At 37.1% G+C, this 22310-nt stretch carries 18 protein-coding genes; 8 read left to right on the forward strand and 10 right to left on the reverse strand.

Annotated features, from left to right (window positions below; translation table 11 throughout):
* Positions 1-216: 216 nt before the first annotated feature.
* Positions 217-1323: a glycoside hydrolase family 88 protein gene (locus AW17_RS19255; protein WP_051691973.1), complete on the reverse strand. Its 1107-nt coding sequence runs from the start codon at positions 1321-1323 to the stop codon at positions 217-219.
* A gap of 416 nt (positions 1324-1739) precedes the next feature.
* Between AW17_RS19255 and AW17_RS19260 the strand changes: the two genes are divergently transcribed.
* The 4 genes from AW17_RS19260 (at position 1740) to AW17_RS19275 (ending at position 5190) form a co-directional block, all read left to right on the forward strand.
* Positions 1740-2417: a 3'-5' exonuclease gene (locus AW17_RS19260; RefSeq protein ID WP_051691974.1), complete on the forward strand. Its 678-nt coding sequence runs from the start codon at positions 1740-1742 to the stop codon at positions 2415-2417.
* Positions 2407-3858 carry a DUF294 nucleotidyltransferase-like domain-containing protein gene (locus AW17_RS19265; RefSeq protein ID WP_029279097.1) on the forward strand — a complete coding sequence of 484 codons (1452 nt, stop codon included), beginning with the start codon at positions 2407-2409 and terminating at the stop codon, positions 3856-3858. The genes AW17_RS19260 and AW17_RS19265 overlap by 11 nt, the downstream gene beginning before the upstream one ends.
* Positions 3859-3973: 115 nt before the next feature.
* Complete coding sequence (locus AW17_RS19270) at positions 3974-4303, forward strand: YegP family protein (RefSeq protein ID WP_029279099.1); 330 nt, start codon at positions 3974-3976, stop codon at positions 4301-4303.
* 167 nt (positions 4304-4470) lie between these two features.
* A complete protein-coding gene (locus AW17_RS19275; protein WP_342422527.1) occupies positions 4471-5190 on the forward strand; it encodes a hypothetical protein in 720 nt (239 codons plus the stop codon).
* Positions 5191-5267: 77 nt separating this feature from the next.
* Here the strand turns inward: AW17_RS19275 and rplT are convergent, their stop codons facing one another.
* From rplT to AW17_RS19325, 9 genes are all read right to left on the reverse strand, one after another.
* Positions 5268-5612 (reverse strand): 50S ribosomal protein L20, encoded by a 345-nt coding sequence (gene rplT / locus AW17_RS19280; protein ID WP_025144714.1) that lies wholly within the window; start codon positions 5610-5612, stop codon positions 5268-5270.
* A 75-nt stretch (positions 5613-5687) separates the two neighbouring features.
* Positions 5688-5888 (reverse strand): 50S ribosomal protein L35, encoded by a 201-nt coding sequence (rpmI, locus tag AW17_RS19285; RefSeq protein ID WP_029279105.1) that lies wholly within the window; start codon positions 5886-5888, stop codon positions 5688-5690.
* A gap of 29 nt (positions 5889-5917) precedes the next feature.
* Positions 5918-6487, reverse strand: coding sequence for a translation initiation factor IF-3 (infC, locus tag AW17_RS19290; protein WP_051691975.1), 570 nt, complete (start codon positions 6485-6487; stop codon positions 5918-5920).
* Positions 6488-6503: 16 nt separating this feature from the next.
* Positions 6504-8429, reverse strand: a complete 1926-nt coding sequence (gene thrS / locus AW17_RS19295) for a threonine--tRNA ligase (protein WP_029279110.1) — start codon at positions 8427-8429, stop codon at positions 6504-6506.
* A gap of 278 nt (positions 8430-8707) precedes the next feature.
* Positions 8708-9793: an acyltransferase family protein gene (locus tag AW17_RS19300; protein ID WP_029279112.1), complete on the reverse strand. Its 1086-nt coding sequence runs from the start codon at positions 9791-9793 to the stop codon at positions 8708-8710.
* A gap of 198 nt (positions 9794-9991) precedes the next feature.
* Positions 9992-10891 carry a hypothetical protein gene (locus tag AW17_RS19310; RefSeq protein WP_157280365.1) on the reverse strand — a complete coding sequence of 300 codons (900 nt, stop codon included), beginning with the start codon at positions 10889-10891 and terminating at the stop codon, positions 9992-9994.
* Positions 10892-11739: 848 nt separating this feature from the next.
* Positions 11740-12477, reverse strand: a complete 738-nt coding sequence (locus AW17_RS19315; protein ID WP_029279118.1) for a (Fe-S)-binding protein — start codon at positions 12475-12477, stop codon at positions 11740-11742.
* Between the two features lie 22 nt (positions 12478-12499).
* Complete coding sequence (locus tag AW17_RS19320) at positions 12500-13807, reverse strand: MFS transporter (RefSeq protein ID WP_029279120.1); 1308 nt, start codon at positions 13805-13807, stop codon at positions 12500-12502.
* Between the two features lie 159 nt (positions 13808-13966).
* Positions 13967-15859 (reverse strand): RecQ family ATP-dependent DNA helicase, encoded by a 1893-nt coding sequence (locus AW17_RS19325; protein WP_029279122.1) that lies wholly within the window; start codon positions 15857-15859, stop codon positions 13967-13969.
* A 112-nt stretch (positions 15860-15971) separates the two neighbouring features.
* On the opposite strand from AW17_RS19325, the gene AW17_RS19330 reads away from it, so the two are divergent.
* The 4 genes from AW17_RS19330 (at position 15972) to AW17_RS19345 (ending at position 22015) form a co-directional block, all read left to right on the forward strand.
* Positions 15972-16940 carry a PDDEXK nuclease domain-containing protein gene (locus AW17_RS19330; protein ID WP_029279124.1) on the forward strand — a complete coding sequence of 323 codons (969 nt, stop codon included), beginning with the start codon at positions 15972-15974 and terminating at the stop codon, positions 16938-16940.
* 14 nt (positions 16941-16954) lie between these two features.
* A complete protein-coding gene (locus AW17_RS19335) occupies positions 16955-20182 on the forward strand; it encodes an amidohydrolase family protein (RefSeq protein ID WP_029279126.1) in 3228 nt (1075 codons plus the stop codon).
* A gap of 140 nt (positions 20183-20322) precedes the next feature.
* The gene (locus AW17_RS19340; protein WP_029279128.1) at positions 20323-21735 is read left to right on the forward strand and encodes a S41 family peptidase; all 1413 of its coding nucleotides are present in this window, start codon (positions 20323-20325) and stop codon (positions 21733-21735) included.
* Positions 21736-21751: 16 nt separating this feature from the next.
* The gene (locus AW17_RS19345; protein WP_157280366.1) at positions 21752-22015 is read left to right on the forward strand and encodes a hypothetical protein; all 264 of its coding nucleotides are present in this window, start codon (positions 21752-21754) and stop codon (positions 22013-22015) included.
* Positions 22016-22310 lie beyond the last annotated feature (295 nt).

The raw sequence follows: 22310 nt of genomic DNA on the forward strand, positions 1-22310 counted from the left end.
TTTAAGTAGAACGGGGATACCGTGGTGCGGCCTAGTTGGGCGGAAACACAAGATCGGTTAAAATGTTGATTATTAGTAGTTTGCAAAATAACGTCAATGGTAGCGGAGTGCAACGCAGCCGAGAAATCTATCCAGATAGATCTCTCTCCCGAAAGTTCGGGACTGCGCTTCAGTCGAGACGACGACCATGCCATATAAATCTGTCATTAATATTTTCTACAAATACCATTTTTTATACCTGGCCAATGCTTCCAGATAATAATAATCGGCATAAATTAAAGGTACATCTATTTCGCTGTTTAATGGGTAAGCGCCTGTGCTGTGCATCAACAAAAAGCCACCGTTCTCACCTAATTTAGCATGATAAGCGCTGCTCGAAAGCGAATAGATCATGGTTTCGGCCGCAGATTTGAATGCTGTTTTTTCGCTTCCTGAAGTGTACTGACCCAGCTCTAACAATGCCGAAGCCATCAGTGCGCCTGCAGAAGCATCGCGTTTGGCAAAGGGAATCCCCTGTGCATCGAAATCCCAAAAAGGGATTTTATCGGCCGGTAAATTTGGATGATTTAATATAAAGTGTGCAATACCTTTGGCCTGTTTTAAATAGCTTTCATCTTCGGTAAAACGGTACATCATGGTGTAACCATACAAAGCCCAACCTTGGCCACGCGACCATGCAGAGCAGTTTGCGGCACCCTGCCAGGTGGCTTTCCTAATTACCGCTCCGGTTTGAGGGTTATAATCTACTACATGATAAGAACTGAAATCTGGGCGGAAATGATTTTTTAAAGTAGTATTGGCATGTGTAACCGAAATTTCTTTATACTTCTTATCGCCACCATTATCGCTTGCCCAGTTCATCATTTCAAGATTCATCATATTATCTATAATTACCGGGCACTCCCACATTTTGCTTTTGTTCCACGATTGGATAGATTTTACAACCGGGCGATAACGCGTAGCCAAAGATTCTGCCGAATGCTGAATCACAGCCTTATATTCTGCTTTGCCGGTTAAACGGTAAGCATTGCCAAAACTGCAGTACATCATAAAGCCCAAATCGTGGTTTCCGGTATAAGTTTGGTTCGGTGCTATTACTTTTAAGGCGGCCTCCGCCTCTCGTTTAATGTTCTGATCTTTAGTTTGTTCGTATATATACCACAAACTGCCTGAATAAAACCCGCTGCACCACCACTTAATATCGTAGTTGATAGATTTACCTTTATCAAAACTCTGAGGTGTTTTACCTTCGGGTATATTTTTAGCGAGTACTTTATATTGGTCAGCGGCGAATTTAAATTCATCGTGAATTAACTGGGCCATCGGCTTTTTGGCGGTTTGGGCAACTGAACTCCCCCCGCAAGCATGAGTAATGCGGCAATTAAATTGATTTTTTTCATCTGTATATTTGTGTTTTAAAGGTAATGAAGCTCTCCTAACAGAGGAAATATCATATCCTGTTTATTATTTTTTGTATTGCTGAGGATATGATGCAGGGAAATCGCTTTTAACTTTTCTCTGATAATTCTTCCTCTTTCTGCGCATACCTAAGCATTATGTTTGCCACGGAAGCACGAAAACACGGAAAAATTTACTTCTTCTCCGTGATTTCTGTGTTTCCGTGGCTAATTAATTTTTGCACATGTTTTAAAAGCGATTTCCCTGAAGGATATATGAATAATTACCGTTTATATTGTTAAATAATTACCTTTGAAATAGTTCATCTAACCACTTTAAAATTGCAAGAATACTTCCTCGTTGTTGATACCGAAACTTCAGGTCTGCCTAAAAATTGGACGGCGCCTTATTCTAAAGAAAAGAACTGGCCTCATATTGTCCAAATTGCCTGGATTATTTATGATCAATTTTATCAGGAAATTAAGCGGGAGAATCACTACATAAAAAATACATATTTCACTATTGATAAGGCTGCATTAAAAATCCACAAAATTACCCCTGAATATCTGCATACACATGGCGAAAACAAAGAAAAAGTGATGTTGCAGTTTTCTGAAGATATAGAAAAATACAAGCCTTTAGTGATCGGACATTTTATTGAGCTCGATTATCATATGGTGAATGTTGAATTATACCGCATCGGAAAGGAAAATATATTTAAAAACCTGGCTTTTTTCTGTACGATGAAGGCAAGTGCACCTTACATCACCAATACAGTAATCAGTCATTTAAAACTGGATAAATTTTATACCATTTTATTTAATGAAACACCGGAAAATACGCACAATGCTTTATCTGATACACTGAATACAGCAAAGATTTTCTTTCATCTTTTAAAAACAGGCAAAATTAGCTTAACTTCAGCCTACCATCAGGAGCATACTTTTAACCTGGAAAAGAAAAAGACAAAAGATTTTTCGTTTAAGAGAATTTTACAGGGATTTTTTAATGGAAGATAAACTAGCCGATCAAATTTATACCGCTCGTATTGGAGACATTACTTTTAAAAAGATAGTAAGTTGCAGCCCAGGCACACCTATTTTTGAAGCTGCAATTAAAATGTCAGAACAGAAAACCAGTTGCCTCTTTATTAAAAATGATCAGGATGTTTATCTGGGCTTCGTAACCGATATTACTTTAAGGGATAATGTAATTGCCAAACAACTGAATTCAAATTTACCTATTGACGAAGTTATGGATACCAATATTGTTACCATAACTCCGGGTGCTTATGTTTATGAGGCGATATTGATGATGTTCAGTAAGAAGTCGCGCTATTTATTGGTAAACGACAATGGTAATTATGTTGGCTTTTTAAGCAGGAACCGCCTTTTAAGCGAGCAGGCAGAATCTCCATTAGTTTTTATCCAATCAGTAAAATCTGCTGTAAATACCAGCGATCTAAAATTAAAATGGCAAAAAGTACCAGGCATTGTATCGCAATTATTGGCTAGAGGTGTACATTCTAAAATTGTAAATGAGTTGGTAACTACTATTGCCGATACCATTTCCTTTAAAATTATTGAAGAGGTAATTGCCAAACTAGGTCCGCCACCTGCAAAATTTGTTTTTATGGTTTTGGGTAGCGAAGGGAGAAAGGAGCTTAGCTTAAAAACCGATCAGGACAATGCCATTATTTATGAAGATACCGGAGAAGATAAAAGAGCAGCTGTACGTTCTTATTTTCTAGACATGGCTACCCACGTTTCTGATAAATTAAATTATGTTGGTTTTGTATACTGTGATGGCGATTATATGGCAACCAATCCAAACTGGACGCATTCGCTATCGCACTGGAAATACAATTATAAAAACTGGATAGAAGAAGCTTTACCCGAAGCTGCCGTAAAATTTGCTGCATTTTTTGATTGTAGGGCCATTTATGGCGATTTAACCATGATGGAAAGTTTACGGGCTTTTGTTGATGAAGAACTGCAGAAACCCATCGAAAAATTCTACGTATACCTGGCCAAAAATGCCTTACTCTATGAGCCACCACTCACCTATTTTAGAAATATAAGAACACAAAAAATCCATAAAAAAGAGGTATTCGATATTAAAACAGCCATGACCCCTATTGTAGATCTGGCAAGGGTTTATGCCTTACAGAACAGGATTTTCCAAAAAGAGAATACCGGCGAACGTTTAAAGGCCTTAAGAGAACTTGGTGTTTTTAGCGAAGAGCAGTTTAACGAACTTTCGCAGTCTTATTATTATTTAATGGGTTTAAGGTTGAAACATCAGGCTAATCTGATTATCAATGATCAGGCGGTACCCAATAACTTTATCGAAATTGATAGTTTAACCAAAATTGAGAAAGTAACCTTAATCGAAATTTTTAAAATTATCCAGAATTTTCAAAGTGGCATCCGCATGAAGTTTACCAATAGCCTGGGTTAAATTATCATTAATTCTCTTGTCTGCTTATTGTAATTGCTTACAAACTTTAATAACTTTAGGAATAAACTTATATAGTATAAGTCTACTAATCAATTACTAAATTAAAATCAGAGCTATGGGAAAATTTGTAATTACTAAAAGATCAAACGGAGAATTCCAGTTTAATCTAAAAGCCAGCAATGGCCAGACTATTCTAACCAGCGAAGGCTATTCAGCTAAATCGAGCTGCGAAAATGGAATCGAATCTGTTAAAAAAAATGCGCAGGATGATTCTAAATTTGAGAAAAAGACATCGTCTAACAGCAAGTACCATTTTAGTTTAAAGGCTACAAATGGTCAGATTATTGGCTCCAGCGAAATGTACGAAAGTACGGCAGCCAGAGATAATGGCATCGAATCGGTTAAAAAGAATGCTCCGGATGCAGAAATTGATGATCAGTCATAATATTTCCATTACATTAGACCGTTCCGGATATGGATATTCAAAAACATTATTGAGAAAACTCTAAAGAAAAACAAAATACCAATAGCTTTTGATGTTAGCTTCCGAGTTAAAATTTTATCGTCAATTCAGGAAAAAATAGCATCAGCAGGATTTCTTTAAATAAAACAATTACAGAATTAAATGATTTAATAGGGATACGAATAGTATTGCTTTTTCCTAAGTATAAAGATAAAGTAGTCGAGTTGCTTTCTAAGGATTTCAAACTACTTAATGATCCTTATAAGTCTACTCAAAGTCCTGACAAATTTGGTTATAGTTCTGTTCACTTAATTTTAGGAGTTCAAAAGGAATGGCTTAATAGTCCAAATTGGAAAAATCATGCTAAAAAAAAGGTCGAGGTGCAGATCAGAACGCTATCAGAGCATATTTGGGCTGAAACTTCTCACTCACTATTCTATAAAAAAGAAGAAAACATTCCAAAAATCATAATAAGAGATTTATATAAATTATCAGCTATCCTTGAGGTTGTAGATGATAAACTTCAAGATCTCAAGGCAAAAGTTGAAGAGTACTTTGAATATGTTAAAACCGCATCTTTTGAAGAAATTCTAAAAATGGATTTAAACTCTGAAACATTCAGAAGAGTTATGGTAGAAAACTCAAACAATATTTATATTGCTGACGACAACACTAATAAAATCCTCAGTTCTAGAATAGAAAAAGAATATAACATATTAAATGTTAACGTACTAAATGATTTAATAAAAGGTAAAATCAATTCAGACTCAATGAATGAGTCTGAATATCTTGAAAATGTGATTCAAATATTAAATGCCGAAAAAATTAGGATTGATGAAGGCCAGAAAGAAGGCAGTTTACAGTCTTGATTTAAAAATTAATTTAATAAAAAAAGGGAACTGTTTGTTCCCTTTTTTAAATATGATTATCGCCTAAGCGAAAATTTCTATTTTACTGCATCAATTACAGCTTTGAAAGCTTCTGGATGATTCATTGCTAAATCAGCCAATACTTTACGGTTTAAACCGATTTCTTTAGAAGCTAGTTTACCAATTAATTGAGAGTAAGAAATACCGTGCTGACGAGCACCTGCATTAATACGTTGGATCCATAATCCGCGGAATTCTCTTTTCTTAACTTTACGGTCACGGTATGCATATTGCAAACCTTTTTCTACTGTGTTTTTAGCAACAGTATAAACCTTACTTCTTGCTCCCCAATAGCCTTTGGCTAGATTAAGGATTTTTTTTCTTCTTCTTCTCGAAGCTACTGCGTTTACCGAACGTGGCATGTTGTTGTTGTTTTTTGGCAAGCGGCGTTCCGTTTAACCGGAAACTTAAAGCCTGATACCTGGTGAATTAATAAATTACTTTCCGATACAAAGCATACGTTTAACGTTACCCATATCAGCATCAGATACGATACTTGCTTGACCTAAGGCACGTTTACGTTTAGTACTCATCTTGGTTAAGATGTGACTTTTGTATGCGTTGTTTCTTTTGATTTTACCTGTTCCAGTAAGCGAAAAACGCTTTTTAGCACTGGAATTGGTTTTCATTTTTGGCATAACCTGTTTTTTAATTTATAAACCTATTTTTATTTTTTTGCTACTTTAGGCGCAACTGTTAGGAACATACGTTTACCTTCTAACTTAGGTAACAACTCTACTTTTCCTACATCTTCTAAAGCCTGAGCGAATTTTAACAATAAAATTTCTCCCTGCTCTTTGTAAACAATTGCTCTACCTTTAAAATGCACATAAGCTCTAACTTTCTCACCGTTCTCTAAAAAGCTTACTGCATGCTTCAATTTAAACTGGAAATCGTGATCGTTGGTGTTAGGACCAAAACGGATCTCCTTAATTACAGTTTGTTTCGCATTAGCTTTAATTTCTTTCTGCTTTTTCTTTTGCTCATAAACAAATTTACTGTAATCAATAATTCTACAAACTGGTGGTACGGCATTTGGAGATATCTCTACCAAATCCAATTCCAGTTCATCAGCAAGTGCCAAAGCTTTTGCCAAAGGATAAATCCCCGGTTCAACATTATCGCCAGCTAAACGCACTTCGGGCGATTTAATATACTGATTAATGTTATGCTCTGCTTCTTTTTTCTTAAAAGGTGGACGTGGTCCCCTGTTAAATCCTGGTCTTCCTAATGCCAAATTTGTACTATTTAATTTAAACTGTTATTTCTTTTCTTAATAAATTGTTGAACTCTTCCAACGTCATTTCGCCTAAATCTCCCTCACCATGTTTGCGGACAGAGACTTTTCCTTCTGCCATTTCCTTATCACCGATAATGAGCATGTATGGGATCTTTTTAACTTCCGAATCGCGTATTTTGCGACCGATTTTCTCATCACGAAAGTCAATCAGCCCGCGAATATCGGAATTATTTAGTTCATCTAAAACTTTTTTTGCATATTCTTCATATTTTTCTGAAATAGGAAGAACAATAAATTGCTCGGGACTTAACCATAACGGGAAGTTTCCGGCACAATGCTCAATCAAAACAGCAATAAATCTTTCTAATGAACCAAATGGTGCACGGTGAATCATTACTGGTCTGTGCTTTTGGTTATCGCTACCAGTGTATTCCAATTCGAAACGCTCTGGTAGATTATAATCAACCTGGATAGTACCTAACTGCCATTTTCTACCTAAAGCATCTTTCACCATAAAATCGAGCTTAGGGCCATAGAAAGCGGCTTCGCCATATTCTACAACAGTATTTAAGCCTTTTTCTGCAGCTGCTTCGATAATGGCATTTTCAGATAGTCTCCAATTCTCGTCAGAACCAATATATTTCGATTTGTTCTCCGGGTCTCTTAATGAAACCTGAGCAGTGTAGTTATCAAAACCTAATGATTTAAATACATAAAGCACTAAGTCGATTACTTTTTTAAACTCTTCTTTCACCTGTTCTGGCATACAGAATAAGTGTGCATCATCTTGAGTAAAGCCACGTACACGGGTTAACCCATGTAATTCGCCACTTTGTTCGTAACGGTAAACCGTGCCAAACTCGGCAAAACGAACCGGAAGATCTTTGTAAGAACGAGGTTTTGTTTTGTAAATCTCACAGTGGTGAGGGCAGTTCATCGGTTTTAGGAAGAACTCCTCTCCTTCTTGTGGCGTTTTAATTGGTTGGAACGAATCTTTACCGTATTTCTCCCAGTGACCTGAGGTTACATATAAATTTTTATGTCCGATATGTGGTGTTACTACTTGCTCGTAACCTGCTTTAGCCTGTGCTTTGGTTAAAAAGTTCACCAAACGCTCGCGCAAAGCAGTTCCTTTAGGCAACCATAAAGGCAAGCCCATTCCTACTTTTTCTGAGAAAGCAAATAACTCCAGTTCTTTCCCTAATTTACGGTGATCGCGTTTTTTTGCTTCCTCAATCATTAAAAGATATTCAGTAAGCTCGCTCGCCTTAGGGAAAGTTACCCCATAAATACGGGTTAACTGTTTTTTGGTTTCATCGCCCCGCCAGTAAGCACCAGCCACATTCATCAGTTTTACTGCCTTCACAAAACCAGTATTCGGAATATGTGGACCACGGCATAAATCGGTAAATGAACCTTGGGTATAAAAAGTAATTTTACCATCTTCCAGGCCGTCAATTAAATCCAGCTTGTACTCGTCGCCTTTTTCGGTAAAGTATTTTACCGCATCAGCTTTGCTCACACTTTCGCGCACAAAAGTTTCCTTTTGTTTAGCCAGTTCGATCATTTTGGTTTCGATGGCCTTGAAATCGTCCGAAGAAAATTCGCGGTCGCCAAAGTCTACATCATAATAAAAACCAGTTTCGATAGCTGGGCCGATACCAAATTTGGTACCCGGATAAAGTGCTTCTAAAGCCTCAGCCATTAAGTGAGCTGATGAATGCCAAAAAGTCGATTTTCCGGCAGCATCATTCCAGGTCAATAATTTTACTGATGAATCAGATTCGATTGGTCTTGTTGAATCCCAAACTTCGCCATTAACCTCAGCGGCTAATACGTTACGGGCCAAGCCCTCAGAAATTGACAATGCAATTTGGTGGGCAGAAGTGCCCTTTTCATACTGACGGACAGAACCGTCAGGTAAAGTAATGTTAATCATCTACAACTATGATTTAAATTTTAAATAAAAAAGTTTTAAAGATCACTTACAATGTGATTTTATTTTGTGCAAATGTATGCATTTTTCGGCTAAAAAGCAAGGTAAAGCATAACTAGTAGGATTACATTAGAAAGATTGCTTCACTCTAGCGCAATTGCCATGGCTTCAGTTCGCAATGACGAATCTTTTGTTGTGTTTGTCTCGGCTACTAATCAATTTTGTTATTGAATTAAGATCGTACGTGAAGCATGGTCCGTGTCTCCACGAACGATACTAGATTAGCTTAAAAATTTAGCCTTCAAATATTTACGTAATGGAATATCTACGAATTTCATTACCAGATATGCCAATAATACCAACAAGGTTACCGAAACGGGGATAACGACCCATAAGGTGGACATTGCAGGTTTAACTTCGGCTACATAGGTTAAAAATATCCAGACAAATGGATAATGTACCATATAAAGCGGATATGATATTTCGCCTGAGAGATTACAGATCTTTTTAAACGATGGGTTTAATACTGTACCTGCTCCTAATGCCACTAAAAGTGGAAAGTAAAACAGCACAAGTATCGGCTCGGAAATCCAATTGTATTTATCATTAAAAGGAACTAAAAAGGCTGCGAGCAAAAGTACGATCATGCCTAAAAAGCCAAGTTTATTTTTGATTACCCAATTTAAACGGTAAACCAGCATACCGGCTGTAAAAGAATACAGCACACGTGCTCCACCGTCCCAGAAATTCTGTCCTCCCCAGCCGCCACCTACGTTGGTAGCGCGAACAGCTACATAACAAAGGCATACCGCTCCTATAACAACCAAAGCGATCAGTGATTTTTTACCCAGGCGGTAAAGTATAAAAATGTAAAAGATATTGGCAATATATTCCCAAAATAACGACCAGGCCGGTGCATTTAAGCAGAATAAGTTGGTATACCGCTCGGGCATGGCCGGATAAGGGATTAAAAAAGCTGAGGATAAAAATAACAGCAAGGTTTTCCCGAATCCATAAACCTCATAAAGATCGCTGTATGGATCGATCAGAAAAGTGATCAGTCCTAAAACGGAACCAATAACCACCAGCGGGTGCAAACGGATAAGCCTTAATTTAAAGAACTGTGTAATCCCGATATGTGGTGCACGGCTATCGTAAGCATAGGCAATTACAAAGCCGGATAAACAGAAAAAGAAATCGACAGCGAGGAAACCATGTGAAAGAAAATTCTTGTTATAATTGGTAATCGCAATTTCCATGAAATGATAAATTACCACCACAATGGCAGCTACTCCTCTTAATCCATCTAAAATTTCGAAATGTTGCTTAGTCGCTAATAGGTTAGTTTTGTTTTTCGCTGTAATCACTTTTGGTCAGTTATATTTAACCCCAATAATAGTTATTCTCAGTTTAGATGCAAAAACTAAAGCCAACCTTTTCAAAAATGATACAAAAAAAGCCCTGAACGCTTATACTTTCAGGGCTGATAGAATTATTATGATGGTCTTTAAACTTCCGAAGTTTAGCCACTGCGCTATGCCATGCCAACTTCGGAAGTCTAATGCTTAATTCATACCAAATGATCTTACCTGGCCACCGCCACCTGGTCTGTTCTGTCTAAAACGTTTCATCATATTCTCCATTTTAGTTTTATACTCTTCAGCAGTGATCAGTTTTGCTTTTTTAGGTGCGGTTACATCTTTTGCACTTACATTTCTATACTCGATGCTTTTGGCAATTGAGCTATTACCTCTACCTTCGATCGCTAAAACTGCACCTTCAGTCCACATATTTGGATTTGGAGAAAAGTCGAAGCCCAAATCTTTTGTATACCAGATTTTGGTTTCTTCTACTAAGTTTTTATCCATATCCAAGATTTTAATAGCCCTTGTAGATCTTATAATCGCCTGGTGACAGGTAAAACCAATAATCTGTTTAGTAGAATCTGTTTTAATCACTTCTATGGTTGGTGCCGGAGCTGGTTTTGCTGTAGTGGTATCATTAGGATTTCTACCGCCCATTCTCATTGAGCCAATCGGACCAGAAGTAGATAAAGTTAATTTACTCGGCATGTAATATGTGGTATCGTTCAGATCGAAAACCTCTGTAAGACCCTTATCTGCAAATGTATAGTAATATTCTCTGTTACCACCGCCTCCACCAAAACGCATCATCATACGGCCCATGCCGCCACCGCCACCACCGGCTCCATTACTATCCTCAGTTTCTTCAACTGGCATATAACTGGCATTTGTAGCCGTAAATAACAACTCGAAGTTGCTTTTGCTAGATGAGGGCATTCTGGCTTTCATCTGATCGGTTAGCTGGATACCACTTGCCGAAGCCATAGCTGCCGGATCGATAATATTTTCAAATTGTATGGCTCCTGAAGTTTTTTTCTGCTGTGCATCTGCAATTGATGCAATTGATAAAACTCCCAGTAAAGCGAAGATTATTTTTTTCATTACGATTTTGTTTTGTTTGTTAGATACCAAAGCCTTAAAAAGGTTTAACAAAGATATTGTTGTTTGTAATGTAAAACGTGTTAAATTGTGTTAAAGATTACGTTTAGAACGTTTAAGTATAGATTTAGGCTGAAAGTAATTTAAATATTACAATACGAATCTTATTGAAAAAGCAGTGTTTGAAATTCCTGGACGTGGGCGCTGATAAAAAATGTAAGGTGTATATTGATTTGGGCGTTACCTAAGCTGCGCAAAGGTCGGGCTTTTCAGGGCTGCACTACGCTCCGGTACCGATGAAAACCTGTGAAACAAGCAAGCATACCATAATTAAATAAAAACAGATGCTTAATCGGTACTGAACCCTTACAATCCCTAACGCAAACGCAGCGTAAAAAACTGCAAAGTTTAATTTCAATAGCACTACTGGCCTGAGTTAAATAAACCTGATAGAACGGAAAGCCCGGAGCGAGGTACGAGTGAGGACTTGGAGTGATAGCAGGACTGTAGCAACCGAAAGGTACCAAACCCCGATTTTCAAAATAATATTGATCATCTAAGTCAACTTAACACATTTAAATATTTGTGCCCTGTCTTAAACTTCTCCTCGGTCTGTGTCCTCACAGACCGAAATTTTTGATTATGATAATGATGGTCCGTGAATATACAGACCATGAACAACGGTGGTGCTCTTACGAGAAACCTCGCAGGTTTTAAAAACCTGCGAGGTTTAAACTAATATTCTTCTCCTCGGTCTGTGTCCTCACAGACCGAAATTTTTGATTATGATAATGAAGGTCTGTGAGGACACAGACCTTGGAAAAAGGTTTTGAAAACCTGCGAGGTTTAAACTAATATTCTGTACTTTCTAACCAACCGTTACACAATACATCGGCAATATGCATGGTTTTAATGGCCAGATTATTTTTCTCAATATAGCCTTGAAGATGTAAAAGGCAGGATAAATCGGTCGAAATGATGTAATCTGCCTGTTGTGCGAGCGCATGATTAACTTTCTGCTCGGCCATTGCAGATGAAATGGCGTCAAATTTAACCGCAAATGTTCCGCCGAAACCACAGCACATATCGGTATCTTCCATTTCGATCATTTCTAAGCCGTGTACTTTAGAAAGCAACTGGCGGGGTTCATCTTTGATTTTGCACTCACGCAATGCACTACACGAATCATGATAAACAGCTTTTCCTTCCAATTCGGCTCCAAAATAATCCCTTTTGGCTACGTTTACCAGAAAATCAGAAAGCTCCCATATATTCGATTGCAAACTCCGGCATTTGTTATGTACAATGGTATTGGTAAACAGATCGTTAAATCCACCTTTCACCATGCCCACACACGAAGCTGATGGCGCTACTACATAGGTGTTTTCGGTAAAATCGTTTAAAAATTTTGTACCCACTTCCTTTGCCTCATCCCAATAACCTGCATTATACGCAGGTTGCCCACAACAGGTTTGTTTTGAATTATAGGTTACATCACATCCCGATTTTTCTAATAACCTTAAAGTATTAAAAGCGGTTTCAGGATAGAGCTGATCTACAAAACAAGGCACGAATAATTCTACTTTCATAATATTCTTAACGACTGCAAACTTACAATTTTAGCGATTCTTTATGTTCGTTTTTTCTTAGAAGTACTAAAAGAACTAATCCAACAATAAAAAATGATGCCAAAGCGATAATTGAGTAGCGAATATTTCCGGTTAAATCTTCAATGTAAGCAAAACTGAAAAGGCCAATTACAATAGCCAGTTTTTCTGTTACATCATAAAAACTGAAAAATGAGGTGCTATCTATTGTATCAATCGGTAAATATTTAGAATAGGTAGAGCGCGATAAAGATTGAATTCCGCCCATAATTAAGCCTACAATTGCAGCCAATGAATAAAATTGATATTCGCCAGTGATGTAATAACCAAAAACACAACAGCCTATCCATACTACAACTACCATAATCAATACGTTTATATTCCCTATTTTTTTTGCTAAATACGACATGAGCATGGCGCCTGGAATAGCAACAAGCTGAATGATCAATATCACCGCAATCAATTTTGCAGTTCCGAGTTTTAACGTTTTTTCTGCGAAACCTGCTGCCGCCAGCATAATGGTTTGTACACCCATAGAGTAGAAAAAGAAAGAAACTAAAAATCCTTTTAAAACCCTCATTTGCTTCACCTGTGCCCAAACTTTCGATAATTCGCTAAAACCATCTTTAAGGATATTCGTTTTTACCTTATCGTGCTGAGGTGTTCCGTTCGGAAGTGCTGAAAAAGGAATCTGAGAGAAACCGATCCACCATACGCCAACTAATAAAAATGATAACCTTGGTGGAAATGAAGCATCGGTAATACCAAACCATTCTGGTTTTAGCACAAATAGAAAACAAATCAGTTGAAGTAAAACTGAGCCGATGTAACCATACGAAAAACCCTGTGCACTCACGCGATCCTGATGCTCTTCGGTTGCGATTTCTGGCAGATAAGAGTTGCTGAACAATACTCCACCGATATAACCCATTGCTGCCAATGCAAACAAAACGATACTCATTTCAAGTGTATCTAGCTTAAAGAAATATAAACCGATACAGGCCGCTCCACCTACATAGGTAAAGAATTTCATAAACGACTTTTTATTCCCTCTTCTATCGGCAATGGATGAAAGCATTGGCAAAGCAAAAGCCATAATCAAATAAGCAAGCGATAAGGCATAATTGGAAAGCGAGGTATTCACAAAGGTCCGGCCAAAGAACTCCACTTTATCACCATGTTCTTTAGTGGTGGTAATAATGGTATAATAAGCTGGAAAAATAGTAGAAGTGATGACTAAGTTATAGGCAGAGTTTGCCCAATCGAAAAATGCCCACGAACGGATGGTTTTCTTATTGTTTTTTGTTATCATTTGTTTTTTCGCTTCGCGGAAGATTATACTGATTGTTTGATTACACAGATTAAATAGTTCATTACAAAACTAATATTTTATTGGTAACTTGATTGGCATTTTTCTCACATCTCACATCTCACATCTCACATCTCACATCTCACATCTCACATCTCACATCTAAAGATAATATTTCTTCCCATCTGTTTTAATCTTACCGGCATCTAATAATTCTCTAATGGTATCAATCCTTTCGGTTTCGGCTCCATTTTTAATATTTATAACCAGATCATCAAGACTTAAAGGCTGTTGTTGAAGCAAAGAAACGATCTCAAATTCAATCTCCTCTTCTATCTGGCTTTGATTTTCGGCTCTTTTTTCAGCCAGACAAACATCGCATACCCCACATTTTGCAGCATGATGTTCGTCGAAATAATGAAGCAGCTGAATACTCCTGCATAAATTTGATGAAGCATAAGCTACCACAGCGTTAATCTGTTTGTGTAGGATTTCTTTTCTCAGTTCGAGGTATTTCACATCCAGATCGAAATGGTCCATATCTACCCTCGGCCTAATGTATTGTAACTGCGGCTGATCGGTTTGCTGAGTATAAGTAAGTAACTCAATGGCCTGCAATTTATTAAGCAATGCGATAATTTCTTTATACGACAATCCTGTTTTCTTGGCTAAATCGGCTTCATTAATCTTAACAAAACCGTCGAAAGCGCCACCATGCGAACGCAGAATGGTTTTTATAATACCATCGTAAGCTTTGTTTTCAATCTGAAAACGGTAAATGTCTTCATGACTGGCAATAAACATCATTCTGGATGGTAGAAAAACACTTTCAGATAAGGTGAGGTAGCCATCATGTTCTAAAAACTTCAAAGCAGAAATTGTTTTTAAAACACTAATATTAAACCGTTTACAGAAATCAGCTATATCAAAAGTAAAAGTTAAACCTTCGCCTGCGCCAAATGCCAATTGAAAATAATTGCCGAGATAGTGATAGGTTTTTCTGATCTCATCTGGAGTAGGAAAACTATCGAGATATCTGGATTCTAAGCCTAGAACATCAGATTGATTAGCTAGAAGAACCGCGTAACTTCGTTTTCCGTCGCGCCCTGCCCTGCCAGCTTCCTGATAATAGGCTTCTAAACTTTCGGGTAAATCTAAATGCACCACAAAACGAACGTCTGCCTTATCAATTCCCATCCCGAAAGCATTTGTAGCCACCATAATCCGGGTTTTGTTATTTTTCCACTCTTCTTGTTTTAAGAAACGTACATCCCGTTCCAGTCCGGCATGGTAAAAGTCGGCCTTAATCTGATTCCTATTGATAAAATTAGCAACCTCGGCAGTTTCCCTTCGGTTACGTACATAAACTAAACCTGTGCCTTTTACTTTCTGGCAAACATCAATCAGCTTTTTATACTTGTCTTCATTGCCGAAAACCACATAGCTTAAATTATCCCTGGCAAAACTTTTAACAAAAACCTGCGGGTCTGTCATTTCAAGCTTCTCTACAATATCTTTCCGCACAAACTCAGTAGCGGTTGCAGTAAGTGCCAAAACCGGAACACCTGGAAGGATTTCGCGAAGTTTGGCGATCTGTTGGTATGGCGGACGAAAATCGTAACCCCATTGCGAAATACAGTGGGCTTCATCTACAGCAATTAAATTTACATTCATGTACGAAATGCGAACCCGCACTAAATCAGCCAATAAACGCTCTGGAGATAAATAGAGGAACTTGATTTTTCCGTAAATACAGTTATCCAGCAAGATATCGATTTCACGTTTACCCATTCCCGCATAAATGGCAATGGCTTCAATCCCCTTAGATTTCAGATTCTCTACCTGATCCTTCATCAAGGCAATTAAGGGCGAAACGACAATGCAAATCCCCTCTTTAACCAAAGCAGGAACCTGAAAACAGATCGATTTACCCCCCCCTGTAGGCAACAATGCTAAACTGTCTTTTCCTTCCAGAACCGAGGAAATAATATCTTCCTGTAAAGGCCTAAAAGCTTGATGTCCCCAATATTTTTGTAAAATCTCTATTGCTGTCATAAATCGGCGGTATCAAAACTATACATTTAATCCAAAATCGCCATTTATTATTACTAGAAATTGAAAAAATCATCTATAAAAGATTATTAACTTTGCTCACTAAGAAAATTACATGTTAGAAACGCAGTTTGCAGATATTATTAGCTTAATTAAAAATGCCCGAACGGTTGCGTTAAAGACTGTAAATTCTACATTAATTAACTTATATTGGAATATCGGCGAATATATTCACAACAAGGTCAAAAATGCCGAATGGGGACAATCTGTCGTAAAGCACTTGGCGGAATTTTTATCAAAAAACGAACCCGATTTAAAGGGTTTTTCAGACAAAAATCTTTGGCGGATGAAGCAGTTTTATGAAAGCTATAAAGATTACCCAAAACTCTCAACACTGTTGAGAGAAATTAGCTGGACTCATAATCTAATTATTCTTTCTAGGTTAAAATCTATAGAGGAAAAAGAATTCTATTTAAAACTTTGTCAAAGAGAAAAATATAGCAAGCGAGAACTTGACAGGCAAATATCTGCTAGTTACTATGAAAGATCTATAATGGGAAATACAAAACTCTCACCACTGGTGAGAGTTTTACAAAATGATATTGAAACTGTTTTCAAGGATAGCTATGTATTTGAATTTCTTAATCTTCCAGAACCTCACAACGAAAGCGAGCTACAAAAAAGCTTAATTAAGGAAATAAGAAATTTCATTCTTGAACTCGGAAAAGACTTTTTGTTTATCAGTGAAGAATACAAAATACAGGTTGGCAACAGCGATTTTTATATCGATTTACTTTTTTACCACCGTGGCTTACAATGTTTAGTAGCTTTCGAATTAAAAGTTGACAAATTCAAACCCGAACATTTAGGACAATTAAATTTCTATTTAGAAGCATTAGATAGGGATGTAAAAAAATCAAACGAAAACCCAAGCATCGGAATTCTGCTTTGCAAGGATAAGGACAACGAAGTAGTAGAATATGCATTAAGCAGAAGTCTGTCTCCTACTTTAGTAGCCGAATATAAAACCCAGCTACCAGATAAAAAATTACTCCAAAGAAAAATACACGAATTGTTTAAATAATCATCCAAAATATAATGAAACATCTCTATTTCCTATCCGCTCTTTCCCTATTATTTTTTAGTTCAAACGCCCAGGAGAAAAAATGGGATATTGAAAAATACCAGGGCACCACAAAAAACTTCACTTTAAATACTGATGAAGGTACCTGGATGAACCTTGATGTAAGTGCTGATGGACAGGAAATTGCATTTGATTTACTTGGCGACATTTACGTGATGCCCATTAGCGGAGGAGTAGCAAAACTAGTTAGTGGTGGCATTGCCTGGGACGTTCAACCCCGTTTTAGTCCTAACGGAAAATACATTTCTTACACCAGCGATAAAAGCGGTGGAGATAATATATGGATTATGAACCGTGATGGTTCTGACAAAAAACAGGTTACCAAAGAGAGTTTCAGGTTATTGAATAATGCCACCTGGATGCCAAATAGCGAATACATAATTGCAAGAAAACACTTTACTGCTGGTCGCTCCTTAGGTGCCGGCGAAATGTGGATGTATAGTATAAACGGTGGAGATGGCGTGCAGTTAACCAAACGTAAAAACGACCAGCAAGATGCAGGAGAACCCAACGTTTCACCAGATGGCAGATATGTTTACTTTAGTGAAGATGTAAGTCCGGGTCCTAATTTTGAATATAGTAAAGATCCTAACGGGACTATTTATGCGATCCGTCAACTGGATTTAACGACAGGAAAATTAACTACTTTGATTAATGAACAAGGTGGTGCCTGTCGCCCGCAAGTTTCTCCAGATGGAAATTTAATAGCTTTTGTAAAGCGCGTAAGGTTAAAATCTACTTTATATGTTCAGAACCTGAAGACTGGTGAAGAATGGCCGGTTAATGAAGATTTATCACACGATCAACAGGAAACCTGGGCGATTTTTGGTGTTTATCCAAATTTTGCCTGGACTCCAGATAGCAAAAGCATCATTTTCTATGCAAAAGGAAAAATCAGAAAAACAGAAATTGGTACTTTGATCAACAGCACCATTCCTTTTCAGGCCAATACCATTCAAACCGTTCAAAAAGCATTACATTTTGAACAGCAGGTTTTCAGCAATGAATTTTCAGCCAAAATGTTAAGACAATTAACCACTTCGCCTGATGGAAAAATAATTGTCTTTAATGCCGCAGGATACTTATACAAACAAGAATTACCAGCAGGAACACCAGAAAGGTTAACCAATGGATTGGATTTCGAATTTGAACCTGCTTTTAGTCCCGATGGAAAATATGTTGTTTATACCACCTGGAGCGATGAATTACGCGGGGCAATAAAGCGTACGGATGTAAAATCAGGAAAAACCATTATGCTAACTGATGAAAAAGGTTTTTATTATTCTCCTCAATACTCAACAAAAGGTGATAAAATCGTTTTCAGAAAAGGAAGTGGCAACGATGTTTTAGGTTATAACTATGGTCGCGGAACAGGTATTTTTATGATGCCAGCCAATGGTGGTGCTAAAACTTTGATTTTAGATAATGGAATCCGTCCACAGTTTAATAATACCGATACACGCATTTATTTCCAGAGTTATACAGACGGCAAAAAAGCATTAAAAAGTATCGATTTAAACGGAGCGAACGAAAGAACACACTTTACTTCTCAATATGCAAATCAGTTTGTTATCAGTCCGGATAATAAGTGGGTGGCATTTAACGAATTGTTTAACGTTTACATCACACCAATGATCAACATTGGTACGGCACAGGATGCATCAGCAGGCAATAAAGCCATTCCGGTTACAAAAGTGACTACCGATGGCGGGACATATATTCAATGGAGCGCCGATAGTAAAAGCTTACATTGGACGTTAGGGTCGAAATATTTTACCGTTGATGTAAATAATGCATTCAACTTTGACGGAACTACACCTAAAACCGAAGCATCTTCTATCGACATCAATTTGGTTTTAAAATCTGATATCCCTACCGGAATAGTAGCGTTGAAAGGCGCAAGGATTATCTCGATGAAAGGCGACGAAGTAATTGAAAATGGAACCATTATTACCGATGGAAATAAAATTACGGCAATAGGAAAAGCAGATGCTGTAAGTATTCCAGCAAATGCCAAAGTAATTGATGTTAATGGCAAAACCATTATGCCAGGCATCGTTGATGTTCATGCGCACTTGCGTACTAGTCCCGATGGAATAACACCACAGAGCGATTGGAGTTATATGGCCAATCTGGCTTTTGGTGTAACCACTTCACACGATCCATCAAGCAATACCGAAATGGTTTTTAGCCAGAGCGAAATGCTTAAAGCGGGCAGAATGGTTGGTCCGAGGGTTTATTCAACCGGATCTATTTTATATGGTGCTGATGGTGATTTCAAAGTGGTAATTAATAGTTTAGATGATGCCTTGGCTAATCTGCGCAGGTTAAAAGCAGTTGGTGCATTTTCAGTAAAATCGTATAATCAACCGCGTAGAGAGCAGCGTCAACAGATTTTAGAAGCAGCACGACAGTTAAATATGGAGGTTGTGCCTGAAGGTGGCTCTACTTTTTTCACCAACATGAATATGGTTGCCGATGGGCATACGGGAATCGAACACAGTATTCCTGTTATACCGGTTTATAAAGATGTTACCACGCTCTGGAACAATACCGATGTAGCTTATACACCTACTTTAATTGTGGCTTACGGGGGGCAATGGGGAGAAAATTACTGGTACGACAGAACCAATGTTTGGGAAAACGAAAAATTGATGACTTACACCCCACGTTCGATTATTGATGCGAGAGCGAGACGCCGGACAACTTCTGAATACAGCGATTATAACCATATAGACATTGCCAAGGCTGCTAAACAAATTGCTGATGGCGGTACAAAAATTAATCTTGGCGCACACGGGCAGATCCAGGGTTTAGGTGCACATTGGGAACTTTGGATGTTTGTTCAGGGTGGCTTTACGCCAATGCAAGCCATCAGAGCTGCAACATTAAACGGTGCAAGTTATTTGGGGATGAACAAAGAAATCGGCTCACTAGAAGTGGGAAAACTAGCTGACATGGTGATTATGGACGCCAATCCTTTAGATGATATCCGCAATTCGGAGAAAATTAAATATGTAATGATCAATGGTCGACTTTACGATAGTGCTACCTTAAATGAAGTCGGAACCAGAGAGAAACTTCGCGGTAAATTGTGGTTCGAAAATATTAGAGGAAATGGCTATATTATTCCAAACGGAGAATCAGAAACCTGGACATTTACTGTTCCACATTGTGATTAAACTATTATAGTGTAATTGTTAAAACCATTTTTGACCATGTAAGATATATGAGAAAATATAAGCTTAAATGTTCTTACATTCCTCATATGGTCAAAAACAAGAATAGATACAATATTGAACTTTACAGATAATTTAACGCTATGAAATACTGTTTTACTTTAGTATTGCTTATTTTGTTTTTCAGTATATCAAAGGCTCAATATCTTTATCATCAATTAGAAGAAAAACATCCTATTTCCAACATCAGAAAAGACATCGATCAATTATACACCGATTTAAAAAAGCATCACCTTAAACTTTATCAATATATCAAAAAAGGTGAATTGGATTTTAAGATCGATAGCCTTAAATCATCAATAAATAAACCTTTAACATCGGCGGATTTATATCTTCAGTTATTACCGATTTTAAGTAAAATTGGAGATGGGCATTTAAAGATTGATTTTTTTGAACCAACACTGGTAACTGAGAAGGATTATCTGCAATACGGCAAAGCCTACGCCTCGCCATTTGAACAATTGAGCTTGAAATTTATAGCAGATAAAATCTTCCTGACAGAAAACAGGAGCTTAAACACAAATCTAGGCGCTGGATCAGAAATCGTTAGCATCAATAATATTAAAGCAGTAGACATTATTAAAACTGCTTTACAAAATTCTTTTTCAGATGGTTATAACAACACATTCAAATATTTCTTTTTGAATTATGGAAATCTGGACAATGTTTGGCGCATTTTTAAAAACAAGGACAGCCTGAAAATGGTGTTTCAAAATGGCGATCATATCGACATTGCCTATCTGATTGGTAAACCGTATGATATTAAATCCGCATTACAAACCGGTAAACAGCAAACAAACAATAAATCTCAATTTTTGAGCTATAAAAAACTGGATACTCATACTTCATATTTAAAAGTGAATACTTTTACAGCTAAGATGGAACAGTATGATGTTGACCTATTTAATAATACGCTATCTAAAACTCAAAATTTAATCCTTGACTTAAGGAACAATACAGGAGGAGATATTTTTTTAATGTGCCATTTCTTAAAATTCTTCATTAATAAATCCATTAAGCCTATTGAATTTCCACAGGAATTGATTAAAGGAATGTTATTACCTACATTGGATAGCAACAGAAAAAAGCAAATCAATTATGTTAAGGAATTTAATCAAAATGCTTACGGAAACCTGATTCCTTTTAACAATGCTTATAAAAACAAGCTGTACATTTTAATAAACGGTGGAACATTTTCAGCAGCTAGCATATTTGCCAACACATTGGCATTATCTCAAAGGGGGATTTTAATTGGTGAAGAAACCGGAGGTGGGAGAAATAATATTAATGCAGGCACTTATTTTAACGGGAAATTAAAAAACACAGGAATTACTTACAGTATAGGTCTTATACCTTTTAATTTACCACTGCAGTCTACCACAATTGGTCGTGGGGTAATGCCCGAAGTAAAAATTAATTATACTTTAGTTGATTATCTGGCAAAAAGAGATCTCGAAATGGATTGGGTATTAAAGGATATTGAAAAGAATAAATAATCTTAAAGCGCTGAACATGAAACCGAATAAACTCTATACTACCGCTTCAGTTGTATTCTTAGTGCTTAGTGCGCTCGTTTTTTCATACAGCGGATATTACATTTTGGGTATCCAAACTGTAAACTTATTCCTGGCGCTAATTGCAATGGCTTACATTACTTCTTTTATAACGGTGATGAAAGACCGGAAATCGATCATTTCCTGGTTGCTTTTAATCTTAAATTCGATTATACTGATTTGCATTATTTATTTCCTGACGCATTTTAAAATGAAGATGTAGTAGCCTATGCTTTAATTTATGATTTGTTCTTACAGTTCTTTCTAAACTTTTTTTTATAAGCGGTCGTCACCCTAAATTCATTTCAGGGTCTTAATAGCTAGAAACCTGAGTTCGATTATTAAATCTCATTTTGTGGCGTTTTAATCAAGTTTTCTGTTAAGACGGTCGTCACCCTGAATTTATTTCAGGGTCTTTCACGCTAAAAAGATGCTGAAATAAATTCAGCAGGACGATAAAGCGGGATTAGGCGTAAATAAGATATAATTTTCAGCAAATAATTATCGAACTCAGGTTA

The organism is Pedobacter borealis DSM 19626 (assembly GCF_000708285.2).
GTDB classification, from domain to species: domain Bacteria; phylum Bacteroidota; class Bacteroidia; order Sphingobacteriales; family Sphingobacteriaceae; genus Pedobacter; species Pedobacter borealis.